Here is a 20730-nt window from a genome sequence, read left to right as displayed (position 1 = left end):
AAGCACATCGGCGATAAGGGCCGATGGCTTCAGTCACAAAAAAACCGCGCAATGCGCGGTTTTTTATTATCAGGCTGTTTTCCTGACCCGGTCTTTTCTGGCTACGGCTTACCAGCCAAACCAGTAACCCACGCCCCACAGCGCAATCATTGCCATCAAGCCTGCCAGAATGTCATCAACCATGATACCGAAGCCGCCGTGTACGTGCTTGTCCAGCCAGCTGATCGGCCATGGCTTTACCATGTCAAAGAAGCGGAACAGCACGAAGCCTGCCAGTACCCACTGCCAGGTCACCGCCGGCGCAATCGCCATGGTGATCCAAAAGCCCACGAATTCGTCCCACACAATACTGCCGTGATCGTGTACGCCCATATCGTCAGAGGTTTTCTGACAAATACGAATACCGATGATCGCCGACACCAGGATGATCAGCAGGTAAACCGCAAACGGTAACTGGGCAATCAGCAGATATAGCGGGATCGCCGCCAGTGTCCCCATCGTTCCCGGAATGATCGGAGACAGGCCGCTCCCAAACCCCGTCGCCAACAAGTGCCACGGGTTGTTCATCTTCAGTTTTGCTTTTGGGTTCTCCACGCTTTACTCCGCAAAATGATCATAACCCTGAAGTTGCCAATCCACGGCCTCTCCAGCGTTGAATAAGGTAATCCCTGTCCCTGGACGCAATTGCCCTACACAGGTGGCCTTCACGCCACAATGTGCCAGTGCGGTCTCCACCGCGCCCCGGTTCACTTCCGGTACGGTAAAGCACAGTTCGTATTCTTCCCCACTGGTCAGCGCCAATTGACTCGCTTTCTCCGCGTCCGGTTCAAAACGGCGCAACTCTTCAGACAAGGGTAACTTGTCCACCTCGATCACTGCCGCTACACCCGAGCGCTTCAAAATGTGTCCTAGATCAGACACTAAACCGTCAGAAATGTCGAGTGCTGCCGACGCAATCCCACGCAAAGCCTGTCCGGCCAAAATACGCGGTTGAGCGCAATAGTGACGATCAATCAAGGTCTCCGCCAATGCCGCATCATCCACGCTTTTCTGTCCCAGCAACAACGCCAGGCCAGCAGCGCTGTCACCCAGGGTGCCGGTCACATAAATCCAGTCGCCAGATTGGGCGCCACAACGGGTCAGGGCTTTGCCTTGTGGCACAAAACCCTGCACGGTCAGCGTTAAGCTCAATGGCCCTTTGGTGGTATCCCCACCGATGAGCTGCACGTTGTAGTATTCCGCCAACGCAAAAAAGCCCTGACAGAACCCGGCCAGCCAAGCTTCGTCCGGCTCCGGCATGGTCAGTGCCAACGACACCCACGCCGGGGTCGCGCCCATGGCCGCCAAATCACTTAAGTTAGAGGCCAAGGCTTTGTGTGCCACGCGCACCGGATCGGCCTCAGAAAGAAAATGGGTGCCAGCAACTAACGAGTCAGTACTCACTGCTAACTGGCTGCCGACAGGCACATCCAGCACTGCACAATCGTCACCGATCGCCAACGCCACATCCTTGCGGTTTACCGCCTGATGCGCAAAATAACGCGCAATAAGATCAAATTCGTTGGTAGCCATAATGCTTCTATTGCATGGAGAGAAAAAAGATAGAAAAAAGGCCAGCAATGCTGGCCTTGAAAAATATATCGTGATTACTTCTTGCGAAGTGTTGGCGCTGCTTTGTCCAGCACGCCATTAACAAACTTGTGGCTGTCTTCTGCACCGAAGGCTTTCGCCAATTCGATAGCTTCGTTGATCACCACTTTGTATGGAACGTCATCACGCTTAAGCATCTCGTACATAGCAAGACGAAGTAGCGCAAGTTCCATCTGATCCAGATCCTGTAGCGGACGCGACAAGTATGGACGCATCTTGCTGTCCAGTTCCTGATGGTTCAGTACAACACCTGTTAGCAGATCACGGAAGTACGCAACATCTGTATGCGGAGCGGCAAGCGCAGGCGCTTCAGCCTTAAACTCTTCTTCTTCAAAGTTATCACCTGACAAGAAGTGCATTTCAATGTCAGCAACATTGTCTTTGGTGATTTGCCAAGAATAAATAGCTTGTACAGCAAACTGACGTGCATTACGACGTGCGGCTGGTTTCACAGTAACCCCCATTAGGATTCGATTTGGGACAGGACATTCACCATTTCGAGCGCGCTTAGTGCAGCCTCTGCCCCTTTATTACCAGCCTTGGTACCGGCACGCTCAATGGCTTGTTCGATAGAATCTACAGTCAGAACGCCAAATGCTACTGGAGTGTTGTACTCAAGAGCAATTTGCGCCAGACCTTTGTTACACTCACCGGCAACATAATCAAAATGCGGCGTACCGCCACGGATCACAGAGCCAAGCGCAACGATAGCGTCATAACGATCGCTCTTAGCCACTTGCTGTGCAACTAGAGGTAGCTCGTAAGCACCTGGGCAACGTACAACAGTGATGTTGTCATCACTGACTTGACCCTGGCGTTTCAGAGCATCTAGCGCGCCTGCTAGCAAACTTTCGTTGATAAAGCTGTTGAAGCGTGCAATTACGATAGCAACTTTTGCGTTTGGTGCCGCGATGGCGCCTTCAATTACCTTCATGGGCCTTCCTGTGACTATGTCTTTTCCAGTATGAGAAACTGCGGGAGTCTATCACACTTTATATGTGATACCAATGCGCATCTTTGCCTGCGTTTTTCGCCGGTTTCTCACCCGTATATAATGAAAACGAAGTCCGTGCGCGCGCCGTCTGACGCGCCCAACGGCTTTTTACTGACAAATGTATTCTACCACTTCCAGACCAAAGCCTGAGAGCGAGTGATAACGTTGGTTGCTTGATGACAGCAGACGCATCTTCGACACGCCCAGATCCGCCAGAATCTGCGATCCGACCCCAACCTGACGAGACTGATCTTTCACGTTCACTTTGACCATTGGCTTGCCATCGGTCTGCGCTGCCATCTGGCGTACTTTAGTTAATACCGCTTCCTGACTGTCTGCTTTGCTCAGTACCACCAGCACACCGCCTTCGCTGGCAACGCGTTGCATGGCTGCAGGTAACGTCCACTGCGACGCGCCAGAGTGCAGAATGTCTTTAAAGGTATCTTGCAAATGCACACGCACCAATGGCGCGGCGTCTGCTGACACCGACGGCTTCGTCAGTGCGTAATGGATCTGGTTATCAATGGTGTCGCGGTAGGTGATCATGTCAAACTCACCGAACTCGGTCGGCAAGACACACTGTGCCACGCGCTCGATGGTGGTTTCGTTGTTGTTACGGTACTCAATCAAATCGGCGATGGTGCCCAATTTCAGACCGTGCTCTTCGGCAAACACTTCCAGATCCGGACGACGCGCCATGGTGCCGTCTTCATTGAGGATTTCCACGATCACGCTTGATGGCTCCAGCCCAGCCAGACGGGCAATGTCACAACCGGCTTCGGTATGACCAGCGCGAGTCAGCACGCCACCTTCTTGTGCCATCAGCGGGAAAATGTGTCCCGGCATCACAATGTCTGCCGCATTCGCATTGGCGGCAACGGCTGCCTGCACCGTACGGGCGCGATCGGCGGCGGAAATACCGGTGGTCACCCCTTCTGCCGCTTCAATGGACACGGTGAAGTTGGTGCTGAACTGCTCAGTGTTGTCTTGCACCATCAATGGCAGGTTCAACTGCTTACAACGAGCTTTGGTCAGGGTGAGGCAGATCAAACCACGGCCGTGACGGGCCATAAAGTTAATCGCTTCTGGTGTGATCTTGTCAGCGGCGATGATCAGGTCCCCTTCGTTTTCCCGATCTTCGTCATCCATCAAAATCACCATTTTGCCCTGACGAATGTCTTCAATGATGTCCTTTGCGCTGCTTAATGCCATAACACACCCTTCTCTATTACTGATTCTTTGAGTCCATTAACCTAGGAAGCCGCTACGTGCCAGCAAATCCATTGTCAGTTCTGATTTTTTCTCGGCCGCCTTATCACCCAGCATTAAACGCTCCAGGTAACGGGCGATCACGTCCACTTCCAAATTGACCTTACGGCCCGGCTTGAATGACTCCATGGTCGTTTCCAATGCCGTGTGTGGGACGATAGTTAACTTAAATTCGTCACCGCGTAAGGCGTTAACGGTCAGGCTGATCCCATCAATCGCGACAGAGCCTTTCTCGGAGATATAACGGGCTAAGTGCGCTGGCGCCTTCACCCAAAATTCAATCGCGCGACCGGTGTGGGTACGCTCAATGATTTCAGCCACTTCATCCACGTGGCCCGACACCATGTGACCGCCAAAACGGGTGGTCGGCAACATGGCTTTTTCTAGATTCACTTTTTGCCCCGCTTTGTACTGGGTAAACGCGGTGCGGTGTAAGGTTTCCAGTGACAAGTCAGCAACGTATCCGTGACCGGTTAAGGCCACCACCGTCAGACACACCCCATTGGTCGCGATACTGTCACCCAGTTTGACATCGCTCAGATCCAATTTGCCTGCATCCACGGTAACGGAAACATCCTGCCCTTTTGGCGTGATCGCGGTAATGGTACCAACGGCTTCAATAATGCCAGTAAACATGTCTTACCTTACTTCTGTTCTGTTGTATTAATGCGTGCGGTGATGCGGATATCCGGCCCGACCATACGCACATCAGTGATCGCCAATGCCGGCACCTCGGCCATCTCGGTCAATCCGTTCAAATCAATCAGTCCACGGCTGTCACTGCCCATCAGTTTTGGCGCCTGATAGACAATCAACTCATCCACCAAGCCCGCTTTAAGCAGACCGCCCGCCAAACCAGCACCGGCTTCCACCCACACATGGTTAATGTCTTGGGCCGCCAAGGTCTCCATCAGCGCAACCAGATCAAGCTGCCCCGTGGCTTCTGTCGCCACTTCCAACTGCTGCACGTCTTCCGGCCACGTCTGCGTGTCAGCATTTGCTCGAGCCAGTAATGTTTTCCCCGGTAACGACACCAAACGGTGTGCCGGCGTCACGCGGTTCTGGCTGTCGATGATCACACGCACAGGCTGGCGCAAATTCGCCTCTGGGTAATGTTGCTGTACCGTCTCACCCAAATCCGCCCAGCGGACATTCAATGACGGATCATCGGCCAATACGGTAGCACTGGTCGATAAAATCGCCCCGGCTTTGGCACGAAAACATTGTACATCGGCACGGGCCGGTGCACTGGTGATCCACTGGCTTTTGCCATTGGCCAATGCGGTGCGGCCATCCAGACTGGCGGCCAGCTTCAATTGCACAAACGGACGACCGGTTTTCATGCGCTGAATGAAGCCTTTATTCAACGCCAGCGCATCGGCTTCTAACAGGCCGACCTGCACCTCAATGCCCGCTTGCTGCAAAATGGTCACGCCACGTCCCGCCACTTTCGGATTGGGATCGACCATGGCACACACCACACGTCCCACCCCTGCTTTCACTAATGCTTCGGCACACGGCGGCGTGCGCCCGTAGTGAGAGCAAGGCTCAAGGGTCACGTAAGCGGTCGCACCGCGTGCGCGCTCACCGGCAGCACGTAATGCAAACACTTCTGCGTGCGGTTGACCCGCCTGATAATGATAGCCTTCCCCGACAATTTCTTCGCCGTGTGCAATCACACAGCCTACGTTAGGGTTAGGCGCCGTGGTGAATTGACCGTTTTTTGCCAGCGTGATGGCGCGTTGCATCATGGCATGATCGAGAGATGAGAACATGTGACGTCGCTTTCTTCTGTGACGCGCCCGAAGGCAAGCTTCGGGCGGCAATTATTTTTCTAGCTTGGCGATTTCCTCACCAAACTCGCGAATATCTTCAAAGCTGCGGTATACGGACGCAAAACGAATATAAGCGACTTTATCCAGCTCTTTTAAGGCTTCCATCACGAGGTTACCGATCATTTCTGACGGCACTTCGCGCTCGCCTGTCGCACGGAGTCGCGACTTGATGGTATTGATTGCACGTTCAATATCGTCGGTACTGACCGGACGTTTTTCCAAGGCACGCTGAATGCCTCCGCGCAATTTATCTTCATTGAACGGATCACGGCTGCCATTACTTTTGATCACGCGAGGCATGACCAATTCAGCCGTTTCAAACGTGGTGTAACGTTCGTTACATGCAAGACATTGACGGCGACGGCGCACTTGATGGCCATCCGCGACTAATCGGGAATCAATTACTTTGGTGTCGTTGGCACCACAAAAAGGACAATGCATCTTGCCTCCTAATTTACGTCGCCTCAGTGTAACCCATTTCATGACGAGAGTACGCCTTTTCCCGCCAAATTTATGCCGGAAGGCGTAGGATTGGCGAGGGTTAATACGTTTCTTTATCTGGGATGAGATGAAAAAAAGGGCTTGCTGAACGCAAGCCCTAACAAAGGGGGAAATGTTTCTATTTATTCGCTGTGATTACGCGTAAACCGGCAGGCGCTTACAAATTTCCAGCACCTTGGCTTTCGTCGCTTCAATCACTTCTGGGTTATCAATGTTATCCAGAACGTCACACATCCAACCCGCTAGTTGCTTCGCATCTTCCGCTGTAAAACCACGACGCGTGATCGATGGTGTACCCACACGGATACCTGAGGTCACAAACGGGCTGCGTGGATCATTCGGTACACTGTTCTTGTTTACAGTGATGTTGGCCGCACCCAGTGCCGCATCCGCTTCTTTACCGGTGATGCCTTTGTCGATCAAATCAACCAGGAACAGGTGGTTTTCAGTGCTGCCAGATACGATCTTGTAACCGCGCTCCAGGAATTCACCCACCATCACTTTCGCGTTTTCTACCACGCGCGCCTGGTACTCTTTAAACTCTGGCTCCATCGCTTCTTTGAACGCGACCGCTTTTGCTGCAATCACGTGCATCAAAGGACCACCCTGACCACCCGGGAATACCGCTGAGTTCAGTTTCTTGTAAAGATCTTCACCTTCGTTAGACAGGATCAAACCACCACGAGGACCCGCCAGCGTTTTGTGCGTGGTCGTTGTTACAACGTGTGCGTGTGGCACTGGTGTTGGGTAAACACCCGCCGCAATCAGACCCGCGACGTGTGCCATATCAACGAAGAAGTAGGCACCGACTTTGTCTGCGATTTCACGCATGCGTTTCCAGTCAACGATTTGCGAATACGCAGAGAAACCACCGATGATCATCTTTGGCTTGTGCTCAAGCGCAAGCGCTTCCACTTCTGCATAGTCAATCTGACCGTGCTCGTCGATGCCGTAAGGAATGATGTTGTACAGCTTGCCTGAGAAGTTCACTGGCGAGCCGTGTGTCAGGTGACCACCGTGTGCCAGGCTCATGCCCAGTACCGTATCACCGGCATTCAATAGTGCCATGTAAACAGCGTTGTTTGCCTGAGAGCCAGAGTGTGGCTGAACGTTGGCGTACTCGGCGCCAAACAGCTGACAAGCACGGTCAATCGCCAGTTGCTCGGCTTTATCGACGTATTCACAGCCACCGTAGTAACGCTTGCCTGGGTAACCTTCCGCATATTTGTTGGTTAGCTGAGAGCCCTGTGCTTCCATCACGCGTGGGCTGGTGTAGTTCTCAGAAGCAATCAATTCGATGTGCTCTTCCTGACGCGCCGTTTCTTCCTGGATAGCTGCAAACAGCTCAGCGTCATAATCAGCAATATTCATGTCGCGCTTTAGCATCTGTCTCTCCTGACTCAGATCGTATTCAAACCTCGTGTCGCTGTGTCGTGTCGCACGGCATGCTGACAACCTAGGTGGTAAACACTTTTTGGCAAAAAAACGAAAAACCGCCAAGCTAGGCGTCATGGGGACGCAAACGTTTTCGTTATGTCTGTATGTAACGCCGTATTTTACAGAAATTGATCTAAATCAGGTAGTCCTAATGTGACTTTTTATTGGCATTTATTTCAACTTGCGGATGAATTGTTTTCATCTTGTGCGTTTTTTCATTTCTCCGTTTACAGTTTTCGCCACTTCTGTTTCGGTTTCTTTTTCGGTATTGACAAGAAAATAGGTAAATTAATTTTTTACAACTGCGTAAACATAAGTAAACACCTGCGTACACACTGTTTTCTGTGGCGGGCTCATCTTTTTTAATGATGCGCATTATCATGGCGTCCTCAACCATAAGGAGTGTATTTTTGAGCGCGTATTCCCATTCAGCTAAAGAGAACATTATCGCTATTTTGACCGGCACTTTTGTCGTGGCTCAAGGTGTGTTCTTTTTGCAACAAGCCCATTTGCTTACCGGTGGGACAACCGGTTTAGCCCTGCTGGTCAGCCAATTTATCGACCTCTCTTTTGGCCAGTTGTATTTCATGATGAACACGCCGTTCTACCTGATGGCGTGGTTCCGCATGGGGCGCAGTTTTGCTATCACCAGTGTGATTTCTGGCGGCCTGGTGTCGGTGATCACCGATAACCTGCACCATGTACTCACCATCAGCCATTTAGAACCGCTGTACTGTGCCATGATCGGCGGCATTTTGATGGGATTGGGCATGTTGATCTTGTTCCGTCACAAAACCAGCCTGGGCGGCTTTAACGTACTGGTGCTGTTTTTACAGGAAAAATTTGGCTGGTCAGCCGGTAAACTGCAGATGGGGATCGACTTTACGATTCTGGTGGCGTCTTTCTTCTTGGTCAGCCCGCTCACCCTATTCTACTCGGTGATCGGCGCCTTCCTGCTAAACCTGGTACTGGCGATGAACCACAAACCGGGACGGTATGCCGGCGGTGTAAAAGCCCAGCAGGCCTCATAAGTTAGCCTCTCTCGCTGAACACATATAAAAAACGGAAGCCTTGGCTTCCGTTTTTTGTACCGTTCATCTCGTCCTCTACTTAGTCGAGATGCTTAAGGTAGGTATAAAAATCAACGTCTTTTTCATACCCATTCTTTTCATACAACGCCTGCGCGCGGTGGTTATCCACGGCGGTACTCAACATAATAAACGCACTGTCGGTCTCTTTCGCCATTTGCTCCGCACGATCCATCAAAGCTTGTGCCACCCCACTTTGGCGCGCTTCGGCAGTGACATACAGATCATACAACAACCAGGTACGCTGCATCGCTAACGAACAGAACATCGGATATAACTGCGTAAACCCAACCGGATTACCCGCCTCATCCTCAGCCACAAAAATCACACTTTCCTGCTGATTTAAGCGTTCTTTTAAATACGCCGCCGGATCCTTTCGCGGTTGATCAACCTGATAGAAGTCCAAATACGCTTCATAGAGAAAGCTGAACTGATCGACATCGTTGACTTGCGCTTGGTATATTTTCATCTTGTGCTCCTTAGCTGTTTTCCAGCATAGAAACACTCTGTGGCGCAGAACAGCCCCAAATTTACAATCTTACGTTGGGCAATTCCCACTCTTGCGGCACAAAAAAAGCCCGCATCAAATGCGAGCTTCTTATTCATGATCGACCGAGGGCTTGGCCTTGAGCGAAATAACGACGCAATCAAGTCAATGAAAATGCGCTATGGCTAAGCCGTTTCGCTCTCTGGCAAAAAGCCGAGTACTCTGCACAAACAATTGGCCTTGAGCGCAAAGGAATTTCGCTCAAATCCTAAGAGGGCACGCGGAGTTTATACGCATAAATGAGCATGCCCGATAACGGGGTTGAGCGTAATAACGACGCAATCAAGTCAATGAAAATACGCTATGGCTAAGCCGTTTCGCTCTCTGGCAAAAAGCCGGATGCTTAACACAAACCAATTGGCCTGAGTGCAAAGGAATTTCGCTCAAATCCTAAGAGGGCACGCGGAGTTTATACGCATAAATGAGCATGCCCGATAACGGAGTTGAGCGAAATAACGACGCAATCAAGTCAATTTAGATAGCGTCCTCGTCTTCCTCACCCGTCCTGATACGCACTACGCGCTCAACATCAAACATGAAGATCTTACCGTCACCGATCTTACCGGTTTGGGCGGTTTCGATGATGGTGTCGACACATTGGTCGGCGACTTCATCGGATACGACGATTTCAAGTTTCACTTTTGGCAGGAAGTCGACCATGTATTCTGCACCACGGTACAGTTCGGTGTGGCCTTTCTGACGGCCGAAGCCTTTTACTTCTGAGACGGTCATGCCGGTGATGCCGACATCGGCAAGGGCTTCGCGAACATCATCAAGCTTGAATGGCTTAATAATGGCTTCAATTTTTTTCATTCTCATCATCCTTTGCTGAGCAGAGATGGGTTGAGACCTTGAGGGTGACGGTCGTCAACTGCCTGATTTATCATGGAGGCAGTATAACAAATGCAACATGCTCTGTTGACCGTGGTTTAGTATTTTTCGGCGGGTAGGATCACATCGTTGTCCATCATCTTCAGCAAGACGGCGACAGCAAAGATCATGACAGTACTATTGAGTAAAATGATAACGATATGACGCAGTTCCGGCCGGAACAGATGTGGCAGATACGGGATCAGGCTGTAACCAAAAAACAGGGTGATGGCGGGAATGAAAAAGTAGAGCGGGATAAATCCCCAGCGATTGCCTTGCGCGAGACCAATAACGGCACCGACGCCGGAGGCCAGCACCAACATAGCAACAATGCTCGGCACGATACCGATTTGTTGAAAGCTGAAGATTGTTGTAAATGTTTCAGCGTAGCGGAACATAAAAATGACCACTAATAACGCTAATCCTTTGGCAGCCAGTGTCAATCCACTGCTGTTTGCGTCCATGTTCTCTCTTCCTTGAAAGCGGCTTGGATCTGATAAATCTCACAATAAGCGCACATTTTATGCGGCTACTGCGAGCAGTACAACTGTTATTGAACATCGTTTCCGTTAATTTAGACCCATTTTGAGAGATTCGTTCCCTTAGCCATGCATCTTTACCATGTCGGCAAAACCACGCAAACTGCGCACAACACGGGTCGAAATGGTGCTGTCATACCCTTTTCGATTGAGCCAAACGGCTTTGAATCCCTGTTGTGATGCCGCTTGGGCATCATTGAAAGGATGGTTACCGATATACCAGCACGCTGCCGCCGGTTTTCTTGCCACGCGCAAAGCATGCTGAAAAATCGCGGGGGTGGGTTTGGCAGCACCAACGTGCTCTGAGATCACGAGGTGAGAAAAATACGGGCGGATCTGGGTTGCGGTCAGTTTGGCTTCCTGCTGAAAGGCAAAGCCGTTGGTGATGATGGCCAGCGGTGCCACCTCACGCAGGATGGATAAGGCGGGTTTGACGTCATCAAACAATCGCCAATGCTGCTGGTAAATATGGTAGTACTCGGTACTTAACGCATCGGCTTGCGCGACGGTCAGAGGATGGCGAAATAACGCACTGATCCGCGCGCGGCGTAAGGCTTCAAAATTCAGTTCACCGGCGCGCCAACGGGCCCGTTGCTGATCGGTGATCTGCCGCCACGCCTCACCCACCCCATTTGGGCATTCAATGATGGCGTCACCATAACGGGCAGTAAACGCAGTGATGGCCTCCGCTTCCGCCCCGTCGTGATCCAGCAGTGTATTATCCAGATCGAAGAAAATCATGGCACTCCTCCCGTTGACAGATTCTCAGCAGATTAATTATAAACGTATCAAAATGGCGCGCGTATGAGTGAGATCGCGGCCCCGCTCTGGGCTTTTTCCACGCGCCTTTTCCAAGCGCCTTTTCCAAACGGCTTCGAACACTCACACGGTGATCCACTCTCTTTTGCGCATAAAAAAACCGCTCCGAAGAGCGGTTTGATTAAAAGGGGGGAATGGGTTTTGTCGGTAACGTTAGCCGATATTCACACGGGCGTTACGGAACATGCGCATCCACGGGCTGTCTTCTTTCCAGTCATCCGGATGCCAAGAGTTCGCCACCGCGCGGAAGACACGCTCTGGGTGCGGCATCATGATGGTCACGCGACCGTCACGGGTTGTCAGACCGGTAATACCGTTTGGTGAACCGTTCGGGTTCGCCGGGTAGTTCTGTGTCACGTTGCCGTAGTTATCCAAGTAACGCAATGCCACTGTGCCTGACTGCTCAATCGCTGCAAGGTGTTCGCCGTTGCGTACTTCGACGCGACCTTCACCGTGAGACACGGCGATTGGCATACGAGAACCGGCCATGCCGTTGAAGAACAGCGAGTCACTCTGCTGCACTTCTACCAGGCTAAAGCGCGCTTCAAAACGCTCTGATTCATTGCGCACAAAACGTGGCCACAAATCAGCACCCGGGATCAAATCGCGCAGGTTAGACATCATCTGACAGCCGTTACACACACCCAATGCGAAGGTGTCATTACGGTGGAAGAAACGCTCAAACTGATCGCGGGCAATGTTGTTGAACAACACCGACTTCGCCCAGCCTTCACCGGCACCCAGTACGTCACCGTACGAGAAGCCACCACACGCCACAAGGCCATTGAAGCCATCCAGCGCAACGCGGCCAGACAGGATGTCACTCATGTGCACGTCTTTCGCGTCAAAGCCAGCACGATCAAATGCCGCGGCCATTTCAACGTGAGAGTTCACGCCCTGCTCACGCAGGATAGCCATTTGAGGCTTAGCACCGGTGTTAATGAACGGCGCCGCAATGTCTTCGTTGATATCAAAGTTCAGCTTGATATTCAGACCCGGATCCTGGCTGTCTTTCTTCGCATCAAACTCTTGCTGTGCCCCCGCTGGGTTATCACGCAATGCCTGCATCTGGTAGGTCGTTTCTGCCCAAATGGTACGAAGTTCAGTGCGGTTTTGTTCCAGCACCAAATCGTTGCCGTTCCAGATACGTACCACGTCTTCATCAACCACGGTACCAATCACGTGGCTGCACGCTTCCAGACCATGAACGGCCAGTACTGACTGTACGGCGTCCAAATCTTCAGTACGCACTTGGATCACCGCGCCCAACTCTTCGTTGAACAGCGTGGCCAGGACATCATCACACGCATCGCCGTCCGTAGTGTTCAGATCCACTTCCACACCGGTGTGACCCGCAAAGGCCATTTCAGCTAGCGTCACGTACAGACCACCGTCACCACGGTCGTGGTAAGCCAGAAGTTTGTCGTCACGTACCAGAGCCTGTACCGCGTTGAAGAAACCTTTCAGTAGCTCAGGGCTGTCAACGTCAGCTGGCTTGTCACCCAACTGCTTGTACACCTGTGCCAATGCGGTAGCGCCCAAACGGTTCTGACCACAACCCAAATCCAACAGCAGCAACGTTGAGTCGCCTTTGTCGGTGCGTAGCTGTGGCGTCACGGTCTTGCGCACATCTTCCACGCGACCAAACGCGGTGATGATCAGCGACAGTGGCGAGGTCACGGTCTGCTCTTCACCGTTTTGCTCCCACTTGGTCTTCATCGACATAGAGTCTTTACCCACCGGGATGGTTAGGCCCAATGCCGGACACAACTCTTCACCCACGGCTTTCACGGCTTCGTACAGACCGGCATCTTCACCCGGGTGACCCGCTGGTGACATCCAGTTCGCCGACAATTTAATGCGCTTCAGATCGCCAATGTCAGCCGAAGCAATGTTCGTGATCGCTTCACCCACCGCCAGACGGGCAGAGGCAGCAAAATCCAGCAGTGCAACAGGGGTACGCTCACCCATTGCCATCGCTTCACCGTGGTACGTGTCGTAGCTGGCTGCGGTTACCGCACAGTTGGCTACCGGCACCTGCCAAGGACCGACCATCTGATCGCGCGCCACCAAGCCGGTTACCGTACGGTCACCGATGGTGATCAAGAAGGTTTTCTCAGCCACAGCTGGCAAACGCAACACACGGTGTGTCGCGGCTTCTAATTCAATACCGCTGCGATCAATCGCCTGACCTTGGGCTTTTTGTGTCACCACATCACGGTGCATCTTCGGCGGCTTGCCCAACAGAATGTCCATTGGCATGTCGATTGGGGTGTTATCGAAGTGGCTGTCTTCCAGCGTCAGGTGACGCTCTTCTGTCGCCTCACCCACGACTGCGTACGGCGCACGTTCGCGCTGACAGATCGCGTCAAACACGTCCATGTTCTCAGCGGCTACTGCCATGACGTAACGCTCTTGCGATTCGTTACACCAGATTTCCAGCGGGCTCATACCCGGTTCATCGTTCGGCACATCACGTAGCTGGAACTTACCGCCACGCTCACCGTCATCTACTAATTCAGGCAATGCATTGGAGATACCGCCCGCGCCCACATCGTGAATAAAGGCGATTGGGTTGGCATCACCCATCTGCCAGCAACGGTCGATCACTTCCTGACAGCGACGCTCCATCTCTGGGTTTTCACGCTGTACCGAAGCAAAATCCAAATCTTCCGCCGACTGGCCGGATGCCATGGAAGAAGCCGCACCGCCACCCAGGCCGATGTTCATTGCCGGGCCACCCAGTACAATCAGCTTCGCGCCAACCGGAATTTCTTTTTTCTGTACGTGCTCAGCACGGATGTTACCCAGACCACCGGCAATCATGATTGGCTTGTGGTAGCCACGGATCTCTTCACCGTTGTGTGAGCTGACTTTTTCTTCGTAAGTACGGAAGTAACCCAGCAGGTTAGGACGACCAAATTCGTTGTTAAACGCCGCGCCGCCCAATGGGCCTTCCAGCATGATGTCCAGCGCGTTCACGATACGCTCTGGCTTACCAAAATCGCTTTCCCACGGCTGTTCAAAGCCCGGGACACGCAGGTTAGACACGGTAAAGCCCACCAGACCCGCCTTTGGCTTGCCGCCGATACCGGTCGCGCCTTCATCACGGATCTCACCGCCTGAACCGGTCGATGCGCCCGGCCATGGCGAAATCGCCGTTGGGTGGTTGTGGGTTTCCACTTTCATCAGAATGTGGGTGTCTTCTTGGTGGTAGGTGTACTGACGCGACGCCGGATCCGGGAAGAAACGGCCGGCTTTTGAGCCTTCCATCACTGCCGCATTATCTTTATACGCCGACAACACGTAATCGCTGTGTTTCTCGTACGTGTTTTTGATCATCTTGAACAGGGATTTTTCCTGCTCGACGCCATCAATCGTCCAATCCGCGTTGAAGATCTTGTGACGGCAGTGCTCAGAGTTCGCCTGGGCGAACATCATCAGTTCGATATCATTCGGGTTACGGCCAAGCTTAGTGAAGCTTTCCACCAGATAATCAATCTCATCGTCGGCCAGCGCCAAACCCAAGGTAACGTTTGCGTGTTCAAGCGCATCACGGCCACCGGCAAGGATATCCACGCTCTGTACCGGCGCAGGCTCTGCTTTGTGGAATAGGGCTTGGGCGTCATCCAATGCGGTGAAGACCACTTCCATCATGCGATCGTGCAACAAGCCTTTTAAAGCATGCAGTTGATCGTCAGACAGTGCAGCCGTGGTGTCTACGTAGTACGCGGTACCACGTTCAAGACGCTGGATTGATGACAGGGCACAGTTGTGGGCAATATCGGTCGATTTTGATGACCAAGGAGAGATCGTCCCCGGACGCGGGGTAACCAGCAGCAAGAGGCCAGACGGCTCATGCTCTGCAATCGTAGGTCCGTAAGTCAGAAGACTAGCAAGCTTACCTTGCTCTTCCGCACTCAAGGGTGCAGACAGATCAGCAAAGTGCATAAACTCTGCATAAATGCCTGACACAGGCAGTTCCAATTCGCGGCAGCGTTCTAGCAGCTTATTAATGCGAAACTCAGACAGTGCGGGTGAACCACGCAAAATTTCCATGTGCGTACGTCTCTCGATTAGCAGTTGAATGAAGGTGATATTGGCCTAATCTCCTCGCCCATCGCCAGGATAATTACGTCAATGCCACCTCGTTTCCCAGAAGATTCCGAGGCGAGGCACTCTTGATGAGGCGTAGTATAAAGGAAATTTTTTTGTGACGTAACTCTTGACGCAACCGTTTGCGTGATTTTTTTTATTCCTGTCGATAAACCTGACAAAACACCCGCGATCCCCGCTGTTTTCAGCCATTGCCGTCCCTTTTCTGTCAGAACAGTGTCAGCGAAGTCGTTGCTGATAACTTTGCGTAAAGGCTCTCCTTTGGTATAAAGAACCCCCTACTATAATCAAGAGCATACTTTGTTGAGCATTATTCGTCAGAATCACACTTTCCGGCATTTCATCGCCTTGGTGCTAAGCCTGTTCTTCCTGAACGGCTGTTGGCAGGAAGAGCCACGCACTGATCTCGAACGTATTCGTGAGGAAGGAGTGCTCCGAGTCGGTACCCTCAATAACCAATTGTCCTACTACATTGGCAGCGAAGGCCCGACCGGGCTGGATTACGAGCTGGCACAACGTTTTGCCGACAAGCTTGGGGTTAAACTGGAAATGAAAACCATGTTTACCCTGTCTGGCATGTTCCCGAGCCTGCAACGCGATGACGTGGATATTCTGGCATCCGGCCTGACCATGACCGCCGATCGCTTGGAAAACTTCCGCGCCGCACCGGCTTATTACTACGCCAGCCAAAAGGTGGTGTACAAAAAAGGCCAATGGCGCCCGCGTGACATTGATGATCTCGATGGCAGCAAAGGTACCCTCACCGTCGTGAAGGGCTCCAGCCATGAGAAAACCCTGATTGCGTTGAAAAAGACCCACCCGAACTTGGTGTGGACCACGGTTGAAGAAACCGACAGCGATGAACTGCTGCGCCAGGTGGCAGACGGCGAACTGGATTACACCATGGCCGATTCGGTGGAAATCGCCCTGAACCAGCGTATTCACCCGGACATCACGACCGCGCTTGAGCTGACCGAAGATGAGCCGATTGCCTGGTTTGTGAACCGCAATAACGATGACAGCCTGTACGCGCTGATCATTGAGTTCTTTGGCGAGATCAAACAAAGCGGTGAGCTGGCGAAGCTGGAAGAAAAATACTTCGGCCACGTCGACAAGTTTGACTACGTGGATACCCGCGCGTTCTTACGTGCGATTGAAGGCAAGCTACCGAAATGGGAAGGCTTATTTAAAAAGTACGCCAACGAATTTGACTGGCGTCTGATTGCAGCTCTGTCTTATCAGGAATCCCACTGGAACCCGAAAGCGGTCTCTCCAACGGGTGTACGTGGCATGATGATGCTGACGCTGCCTACTGCGAAATCGGTCGGTGTGAAAAACCGTCTGGATCCGGAGCAAAGTATCCGTGGCGGTACCGAGTACCTGCGTAAGATGATCAACCGTATTCCGGACAGTGTGGAAGAGCACGAGAAGGTGTGGTTTGCCCTGGCGTCTTATAACGTCGGCTTTGGTCACCTGATGGATGCCCGTCGTCTGACCAAGTCACAAGGCGGTAACCCGGATGCGTGGAGTGATGTGAAACAGCGTCTGCCGCTGCTGCGCCAGCGCAAGTACTACCAACACACCCGCTATGGCTATGCCCGTGGTGATGAAGCGCTGAACTATGTGGAAAACATTCGCCGTTACTACCAGAGTATTATCGGTTACGAACAAACCCACAGTCAGCAGCCACAGCAGGAAGACGTGGAATTGGTGGATGGCCTACACACCATCACGCCACCACCGTCTATCTTGTCCGCTGCGCAACCAACGCAGACAGCCGAGGCGCAAAATGAAGCAAGTGGTAACACAGCCAATCCGGCGGATCGTCACTTGCCGCCATCGCCAATGAGCACGGCACCCGCGAAAACAGTCAGCAACTGATCACGCACCGGTTTGTGCGCTTACCCCTGTAAGGGCGCAACACGGAAAAACACACAGCCAGCCTTAACGCTGGCTGTTTTTTTATCGGCTGCATTTGTCGTTTTATCCTTTTCTTTCATAGCCCTACATGTAATTAATGACTGATATATCATTAATTCGTGATCCTTATCGCGTCCCCTAACGTTAAAATAGAGGATACTGTACGCTATATAAAAATGGACAGCAGGCTTCGCCTGTTCGTGTTTGTGATTGCCGTAATTTAAAGAACAACTTCATGCGACTATCGAAACTCAGCGCACGTACGCGCAAACGAATGACTTCTACCGCCACCCGCCGTAAGCGTCTGCACGCCAATATCCGCAAAAAGATTTTATGGCGTCAGCGCAGCTATTTAGTGGCGTGCAGCGACTGATCCCCGCTTCAATGCAAAAAGGGCGCATGATAGTTCATGCGCCCTTCTTGTTTTCGAACATCGCTGACAAAAAGCGTTACTTCGTCTGTTTTTGATGTTTTTTGGCAACGCTACCCGCCTGAGGTTCTGCCGCTAATGCCGCTTGTTGACGGGCTTTCTTCTCCGCTTTCTTTTCATCACGTCGACGCTTAAAAAACGCCTGCAACTGCGCACGGCACTCGTCCGCCAACACACCGGATTCCATCTGTACGTGGTGATTCACCTGCTCATAGCTCAGCAGATTCATGATACTGCCCGCCGCACCGGTTTTCAGATCGTGCGCGCCAAACACCACTTTGCCTACGCGGCTGTGTACCATGGCACCGGCACACATCGGACACGGCTCTAAAGTCACGTATAAGGTGGTCTCCAGCAGACGGTAGTTCTGCAATACCTGACCAGCCTGGCGCAATGCCATGATTTCTGCATGGGCCGTGGCATCATGCTGGGTGATGGAGCGGTTCCAGCCTTCGCCAACCACACGTCCTTCATGGACCACAACGGCTCCCACCGGCACTTCCCCTTCGGCTTCAGCACGGGCGGCCAGCTCAATGGCGCGGCGCATGTAATCCTCATCGGTCATCGGTGGGATCAAATCTGTCATAGGATCTCTTTTCTTCTCTGGTTGAATCGGGGGCATTATACCCAAGCCTGTCTGCGCAACACCATCAACGGGGCTTGTGTTGCAGGTTATCTGCCAGAAAATCCACCAGCAAACGTACCTTCGGTGACAAATGGCGGTTGTGAGGATACAAGGCCCAAATCCCCTCTTCCGGCTCTTGCATATGCTCCAGAATCGAAATCAATGCCCCGCTTTCTAGATCGTCAGACACATAGTAATCCGGCAACTGCACCACCCCGATCCCTTTTAAGGCGGCGTCACGCAGCGCATGACCGCTACTGCAACGCAACGAGCCCGACACACGTACACTACGCTCTCGCCCTGCTTCCTGAAAACGCCAGTGATCGAAGTTACCGACTAAACAGTTATGATGACGCAGTTCTGACAGCGAATGGGGTACGCCGTATTTCTCTAAGTACCCCGGTGCCGCACACACGTACTGCATACGGGTTGTGAGCTTTTTCGCCATCATGGTGGAGTTGGTTAAACGCCCTAAACGGATAGCCAAATCAAACCCGCCTTCCACCAAGTCCACGGTCTGGTTGGTCAGATCCATCGTCACATCTAACTCGGGATATTGCAGCATGAAGTCATTGATCAGCGGCATCACATATTGCTCGCCGTACATAACCGGCGCAGTAAGCTTCAGGCTGCCTTGTGGCGTGCCACGGCGATCACTGATCGCGCGCTCCGCTTCAGCCAAGCTATCCATGATTTGGCGACAATGGCGATAGTAAATCCCGCCTTCTTCGGTCACGGCCACCTTACGGGTGGTGCGATAAAACAGCTTGGTATTGAGGCGATTTTCTAACGCGCTGATCTGGCGACTAACCTGCGCCGTCGAAATCCCCAATTGTTTTGCCGCTGCGGTAAAGCTTTCTGCCTCCGCCACTGCCACAAACTCTGTGACCCCTTCCCACAAAAACATCGAACACCATTATTACAGCTAAGTAAAAGTTATTTGCATTCTAGGGGAATTATCAAAAATTCAGAAATAAATATACTGAACACATCAAAATGACGGCGTGACCCACACAATCGGCTCACCCAGTCCCGTATTCTCACCTACTGTTAAATCAATCGCGGGGAACACGGTATCAGGCAGGTAAAAGCACTGGATAACCCTAACGACGTCAGTACTCACCCATCAGGCACTAAGGCTGAACACCTGCATGTTTCGCCTTTTAAACGGGAATCAAGATGACCATAGACAACGTAAGCTGGAATAAAAGTTTCGGTGGCTGGCACAAACAATACACCCATCGCTCTTCAACCTTGAACTGTGACATGCGCTTTGCCATTTTCCTGCCACCGCACATCGCACAGGGGGAAAAAGTACCGGTGCTGTATTGGTTATCCGGCCTGACCTGTACCGATGAAAACTTCATGCAAAAAGCCGGCGCTCAACGTTTAGCGGCAGAATTGGGCATCGCTATTGTGGCTCCGGACACCAGCCCACGCGGTGAAGGCGTGGCAGATGATCCTGAAGGCGCGTACGACTTCGGCTTGGGTGCAGGCTTTTATGTGAACGCCACACAAGCGCCGTGGAATCGCCATTACCGCATGTACGACTACGTGGTAAACGAACTACCGGCCCTGATTGAAGCGCACTTCCCAGTGAACGACAAACGTGCGATCAGCGGCCACTCCATGGGCGGCCACGGTGCATTGATGATTGCTCTGCGTAATCCATCACGCTATAGCTCGGTTTCTGCGTTTAGCCCGATCAGCAACCCGATGAACTGTCCGTGGGGCCAGAAAGCCTTCACCGGTTACTTGGGCAACGATAAAACCACCTGGCAGGCTTACGACAGCAGCGAGTTAATGCGTACTCACCAGCAACCGGTGCCGGCGTTAGTCGATCAGGGCGATCAAGACAACTTCTTGGTTGAACAGCTGAAACCGGAAGCGCTACTGGCCGCAGCAGAAGCCGCTGATTACCCGCTGGAATTGCGTATGCAAGAAGGCTTTGATCACAGCTACTACTTCATCGCCAGCTTCATTGAAGATCACCTGCGTTTCCATGCCAAACACTTGGCTTAAACTGTCTTAAACTCTGTGCCGCGAGAGTCACATACGGATCGTTAAGCATAAAAAAACCCGCCGAGATG

Annotated in this window: 20 protein-coding genes; 4 read left to right on the top strand and 16 right to left on the bottom strand. The window is 52.2% G+C overall.

All coding sequences use genetic code 11. From position 1 onward, the window contains the following. Window positions 1-108: 108 nt before the first annotated feature. The 9 genes from pgpA to glyA all read right to left on the bottom strand — a co-directional run bounded on the left by pgpA (window position 109) and on the right by glyA (window position 7635). Entirely contained in the window at window positions 109-594 is a 486-nt protein-coding gene (gene pgpA / locus ABT58_RS03380; RefSeq protein ID WP_047872965.1) for a phosphatidylglycerophosphatase A, read from the bottom strand. A gap of 3 nt (window positions 595-597) precedes the next feature. Next, window positions 598-1572: a thiamine-phosphate kinase gene (gene thiL / locus ABT58_RS03375; RefSeq protein ID WP_047872964.1), complete on the bottom strand. Its 975-nt coding sequence runs from the start codon at window positions 1570-1572 to the stop codon at window positions 598-600. Between the two features lie 74 nt (window positions 1573-1646). Further along, window positions 1647-2114 carry a transcription antitermination factor NusB gene (gene nusB / locus ABT58_RS03370; RefSeq protein WP_047872963.1) on the bottom strand — a complete coding sequence of 156 codons (468 nt, stop codon included), beginning with the start codon at window positions 2112-2114 and terminating at the stop codon, window positions 1647-1649. Next, a complete protein-coding gene (gene ribH / locus ABT58_RS03365) occupies window positions 2114-2584 on the bottom strand; it encodes a 6,7-dimethyl-8-ribityllumazine synthase (protein ID WP_047872962.1) in 471 nt (156 codons plus the stop codon). The genes nusB and ribH overlap by 1 nt, the downstream gene beginning before the upstream one ends. A 168-nt stretch (window positions 2585-2752) precedes the next feature. Next, the gene (ribBA, locus tag ABT58_RS03360) at window positions 2753-3856 is read right to left on the bottom strand and encodes a bifunctional 3,4-dihydroxy-2-butanone-4-phosphate synthase/GTP cyclohydrolase II (RefSeq protein ID WP_047872961.1); all 1104 of its coding nucleotides are present in this window, start codon (window positions 3854-3856) and stop codon (window positions 2753-2755) included. A 36-nt stretch (window positions 3857-3892) separates the two neighbouring features. Further along, window positions 3893-4549, bottom strand: a complete 657-nt coding sequence (locus tag ABT58_RS03355; RefSeq protein WP_047872960.1) for a riboflavin synthase — start codon at window positions 4547-4549, stop codon at window positions 3893-3895. Window positions 4550-4557: 8 nt separating this feature from the next. Then, window positions 4558-5688, bottom strand: coding sequence for a bifunctional diaminohydroxyphosphoribosylaminopyrimidine deaminase/5-amino-6-(5-phosphoribosylamino)uracil reductase RibD (gene ribD / locus ABT58_RS03350; RefSeq protein ID WP_047872959.1), 1131 nt, complete (start codon window positions 5686-5688; stop codon window positions 4558-4560). A 51-nt stretch (window positions 5689-5739) separates the two neighbouring features. After that, entirely contained in the window at window positions 5740-6189 is a 450-nt protein-coding gene (gene nrdR / locus ABT58_RS03345; RefSeq protein WP_047872958.1) for a transcriptional regulator NrdR, read from the bottom strand. A gap of 195 nt (window positions 6190-6384) precedes the next feature. Then, window positions 6385-7635, bottom strand: coding sequence for a serine hydroxymethyltransferase (gene glyA, locus ABT58_RS03340; protein WP_047872957.1), 1251 nt, complete (start codon window positions 7633-7635; stop codon window positions 6385-6387). A gap of 461 nt (window positions 7636-8096) precedes the next feature. Between glyA and ABT58_RS03335 the strand changes: the two genes are divergently transcribed. Continuing rightward, window positions 8097-8717, top strand: a complete 621-nt coding sequence (locus tag ABT58_RS03335) for a YitT family protein (protein WP_373300196.1) — start codon at window positions 8097-8099, stop codon at window positions 8715-8717. 79 nt (window positions 8718-8796) lie between these two features. On the opposite strand, the gene ABT58_RS03330 is transcribed toward ABT58_RS03335, so the two are convergent. From ABT58_RS03330 to purL, 5 genes are all read right to left on the bottom strand, one after another. Continuing rightward, a complete protein-coding gene (locus tag ABT58_RS03330; protein WP_047872955.1) occupies window positions 8797-9243 on the bottom strand; it encodes a GNAT family N-acetyltransferase in 447 nt (148 codons plus the stop codon). Window positions 9244-9795: 552 nt separating this feature from the next. Beyond that, complete coding sequence (gene glnB, locus ABT58_RS03325; RefSeq protein ID WP_047872954.1) at window positions 9796-10134, bottom strand: nitrogen regulatory protein P-II; 339 nt, start codon at window positions 10132-10134, stop codon at window positions 9796-9798. Window positions 10135-10250: 116 nt separating this feature from the next. After that, window positions 10251-10655, bottom strand: a complete 405-nt coding sequence (locus ABT58_RS03320; RefSeq protein ID WP_047872953.1) for a hypothetical protein — start codon at window positions 10653-10655, stop codon at window positions 10251-10253. A gap of 138 nt (window positions 10656-10793) precedes the next feature. Continuing rightward, window positions 10794-11471 carry an HAD family hydrolase gene (locus tag ABT58_RS03315; RefSeq protein ID WP_047872952.1) on the bottom strand — a complete coding sequence of 226 codons (678 nt, stop codon included), beginning with the start codon at window positions 11469-11471 and terminating at the stop codon, window positions 10794-10796. A 231-nt stretch (window positions 11472-11702) separates the two neighbouring features. Next, window positions 11703-15608, bottom strand: coding sequence for a phosphoribosylformylglycinamidine synthase (gene purL, locus ABT58_RS03310; protein WP_047872951.1), 3906 nt, complete (start codon window positions 15606-15608; stop codon window positions 11703-11705). A gap of 360 nt (window positions 15609-15968) precedes the next feature. Between purL and mltF the strand changes: the two genes are divergently transcribed. Then, window positions 15969-17546, top strand: a complete 1578-nt coding sequence (gene mltF, locus ABT58_RS03305; protein ID WP_082210931.1) for a membrane-bound lytic murein transglycosylase MltF — start codon at window positions 15969-15971, stop codon at window positions 17544-17546. A gap of 274 nt (window positions 17547-17820) precedes the next feature. After that, entirely contained in the window at window positions 17821-17958 is a 138-nt protein-coding gene (locus ABT58_RS24165; protein ID WP_169749951.1) for a hypothetical protein, read from the top strand. Window positions 17959-18034: 76 nt separating this feature from the next. On the opposite strand, the gene tadA is transcribed toward ABT58_RS24165, so the two are convergent. After that, window positions 18035-18601 carry a tRNA adenosine(34) deaminase TadA gene (gene tadA / locus ABT58_RS03300; protein ID WP_047872950.1) on the bottom strand — a complete coding sequence of 189 codons (567 nt, stop codon included), beginning with the start codon at window positions 18599-18601 and terminating at the stop codon, window positions 18035-18037. 64 nt (window positions 18602-18665) lie between these two features. Further along, entirely contained in the window at window positions 18666-19547 is an 882-nt protein-coding gene (locus ABT58_RS03295) for a LysR family transcriptional regulator (RefSeq protein ID WP_047872949.1), read from the bottom strand. A gap of 272 nt (window positions 19548-19819) precedes the next feature. Between ABT58_RS03295 and fghA the strand changes: the two genes are divergently transcribed. Beyond that, window positions 19820-20662 carry an S-formylglutathione hydrolase gene (gene fghA / locus ABT58_RS03290; RefSeq protein ID WP_047872948.1) on the top strand — a complete coding sequence of 281 codons (843 nt, stop codon included), beginning with the start codon at window positions 19820-19822 and terminating at the stop codon, window positions 20660-20662. The last annotated feature ends 68 nt before the right edge of the window (window positions 20663-20730 follow it).

This window comes from Photobacterium aphoticum, from assembly GCF_001029435.1.
GTDB classification, from domain to species: Bacteria; Pseudomonadota; Gammaproteobacteria; order Enterobacterales; family Vibrionaceae; genus Photobacterium; species Photobacterium aphoticum.
This window is presented reverse-complemented; position numbering and strand designations above follow the sequence as displayed.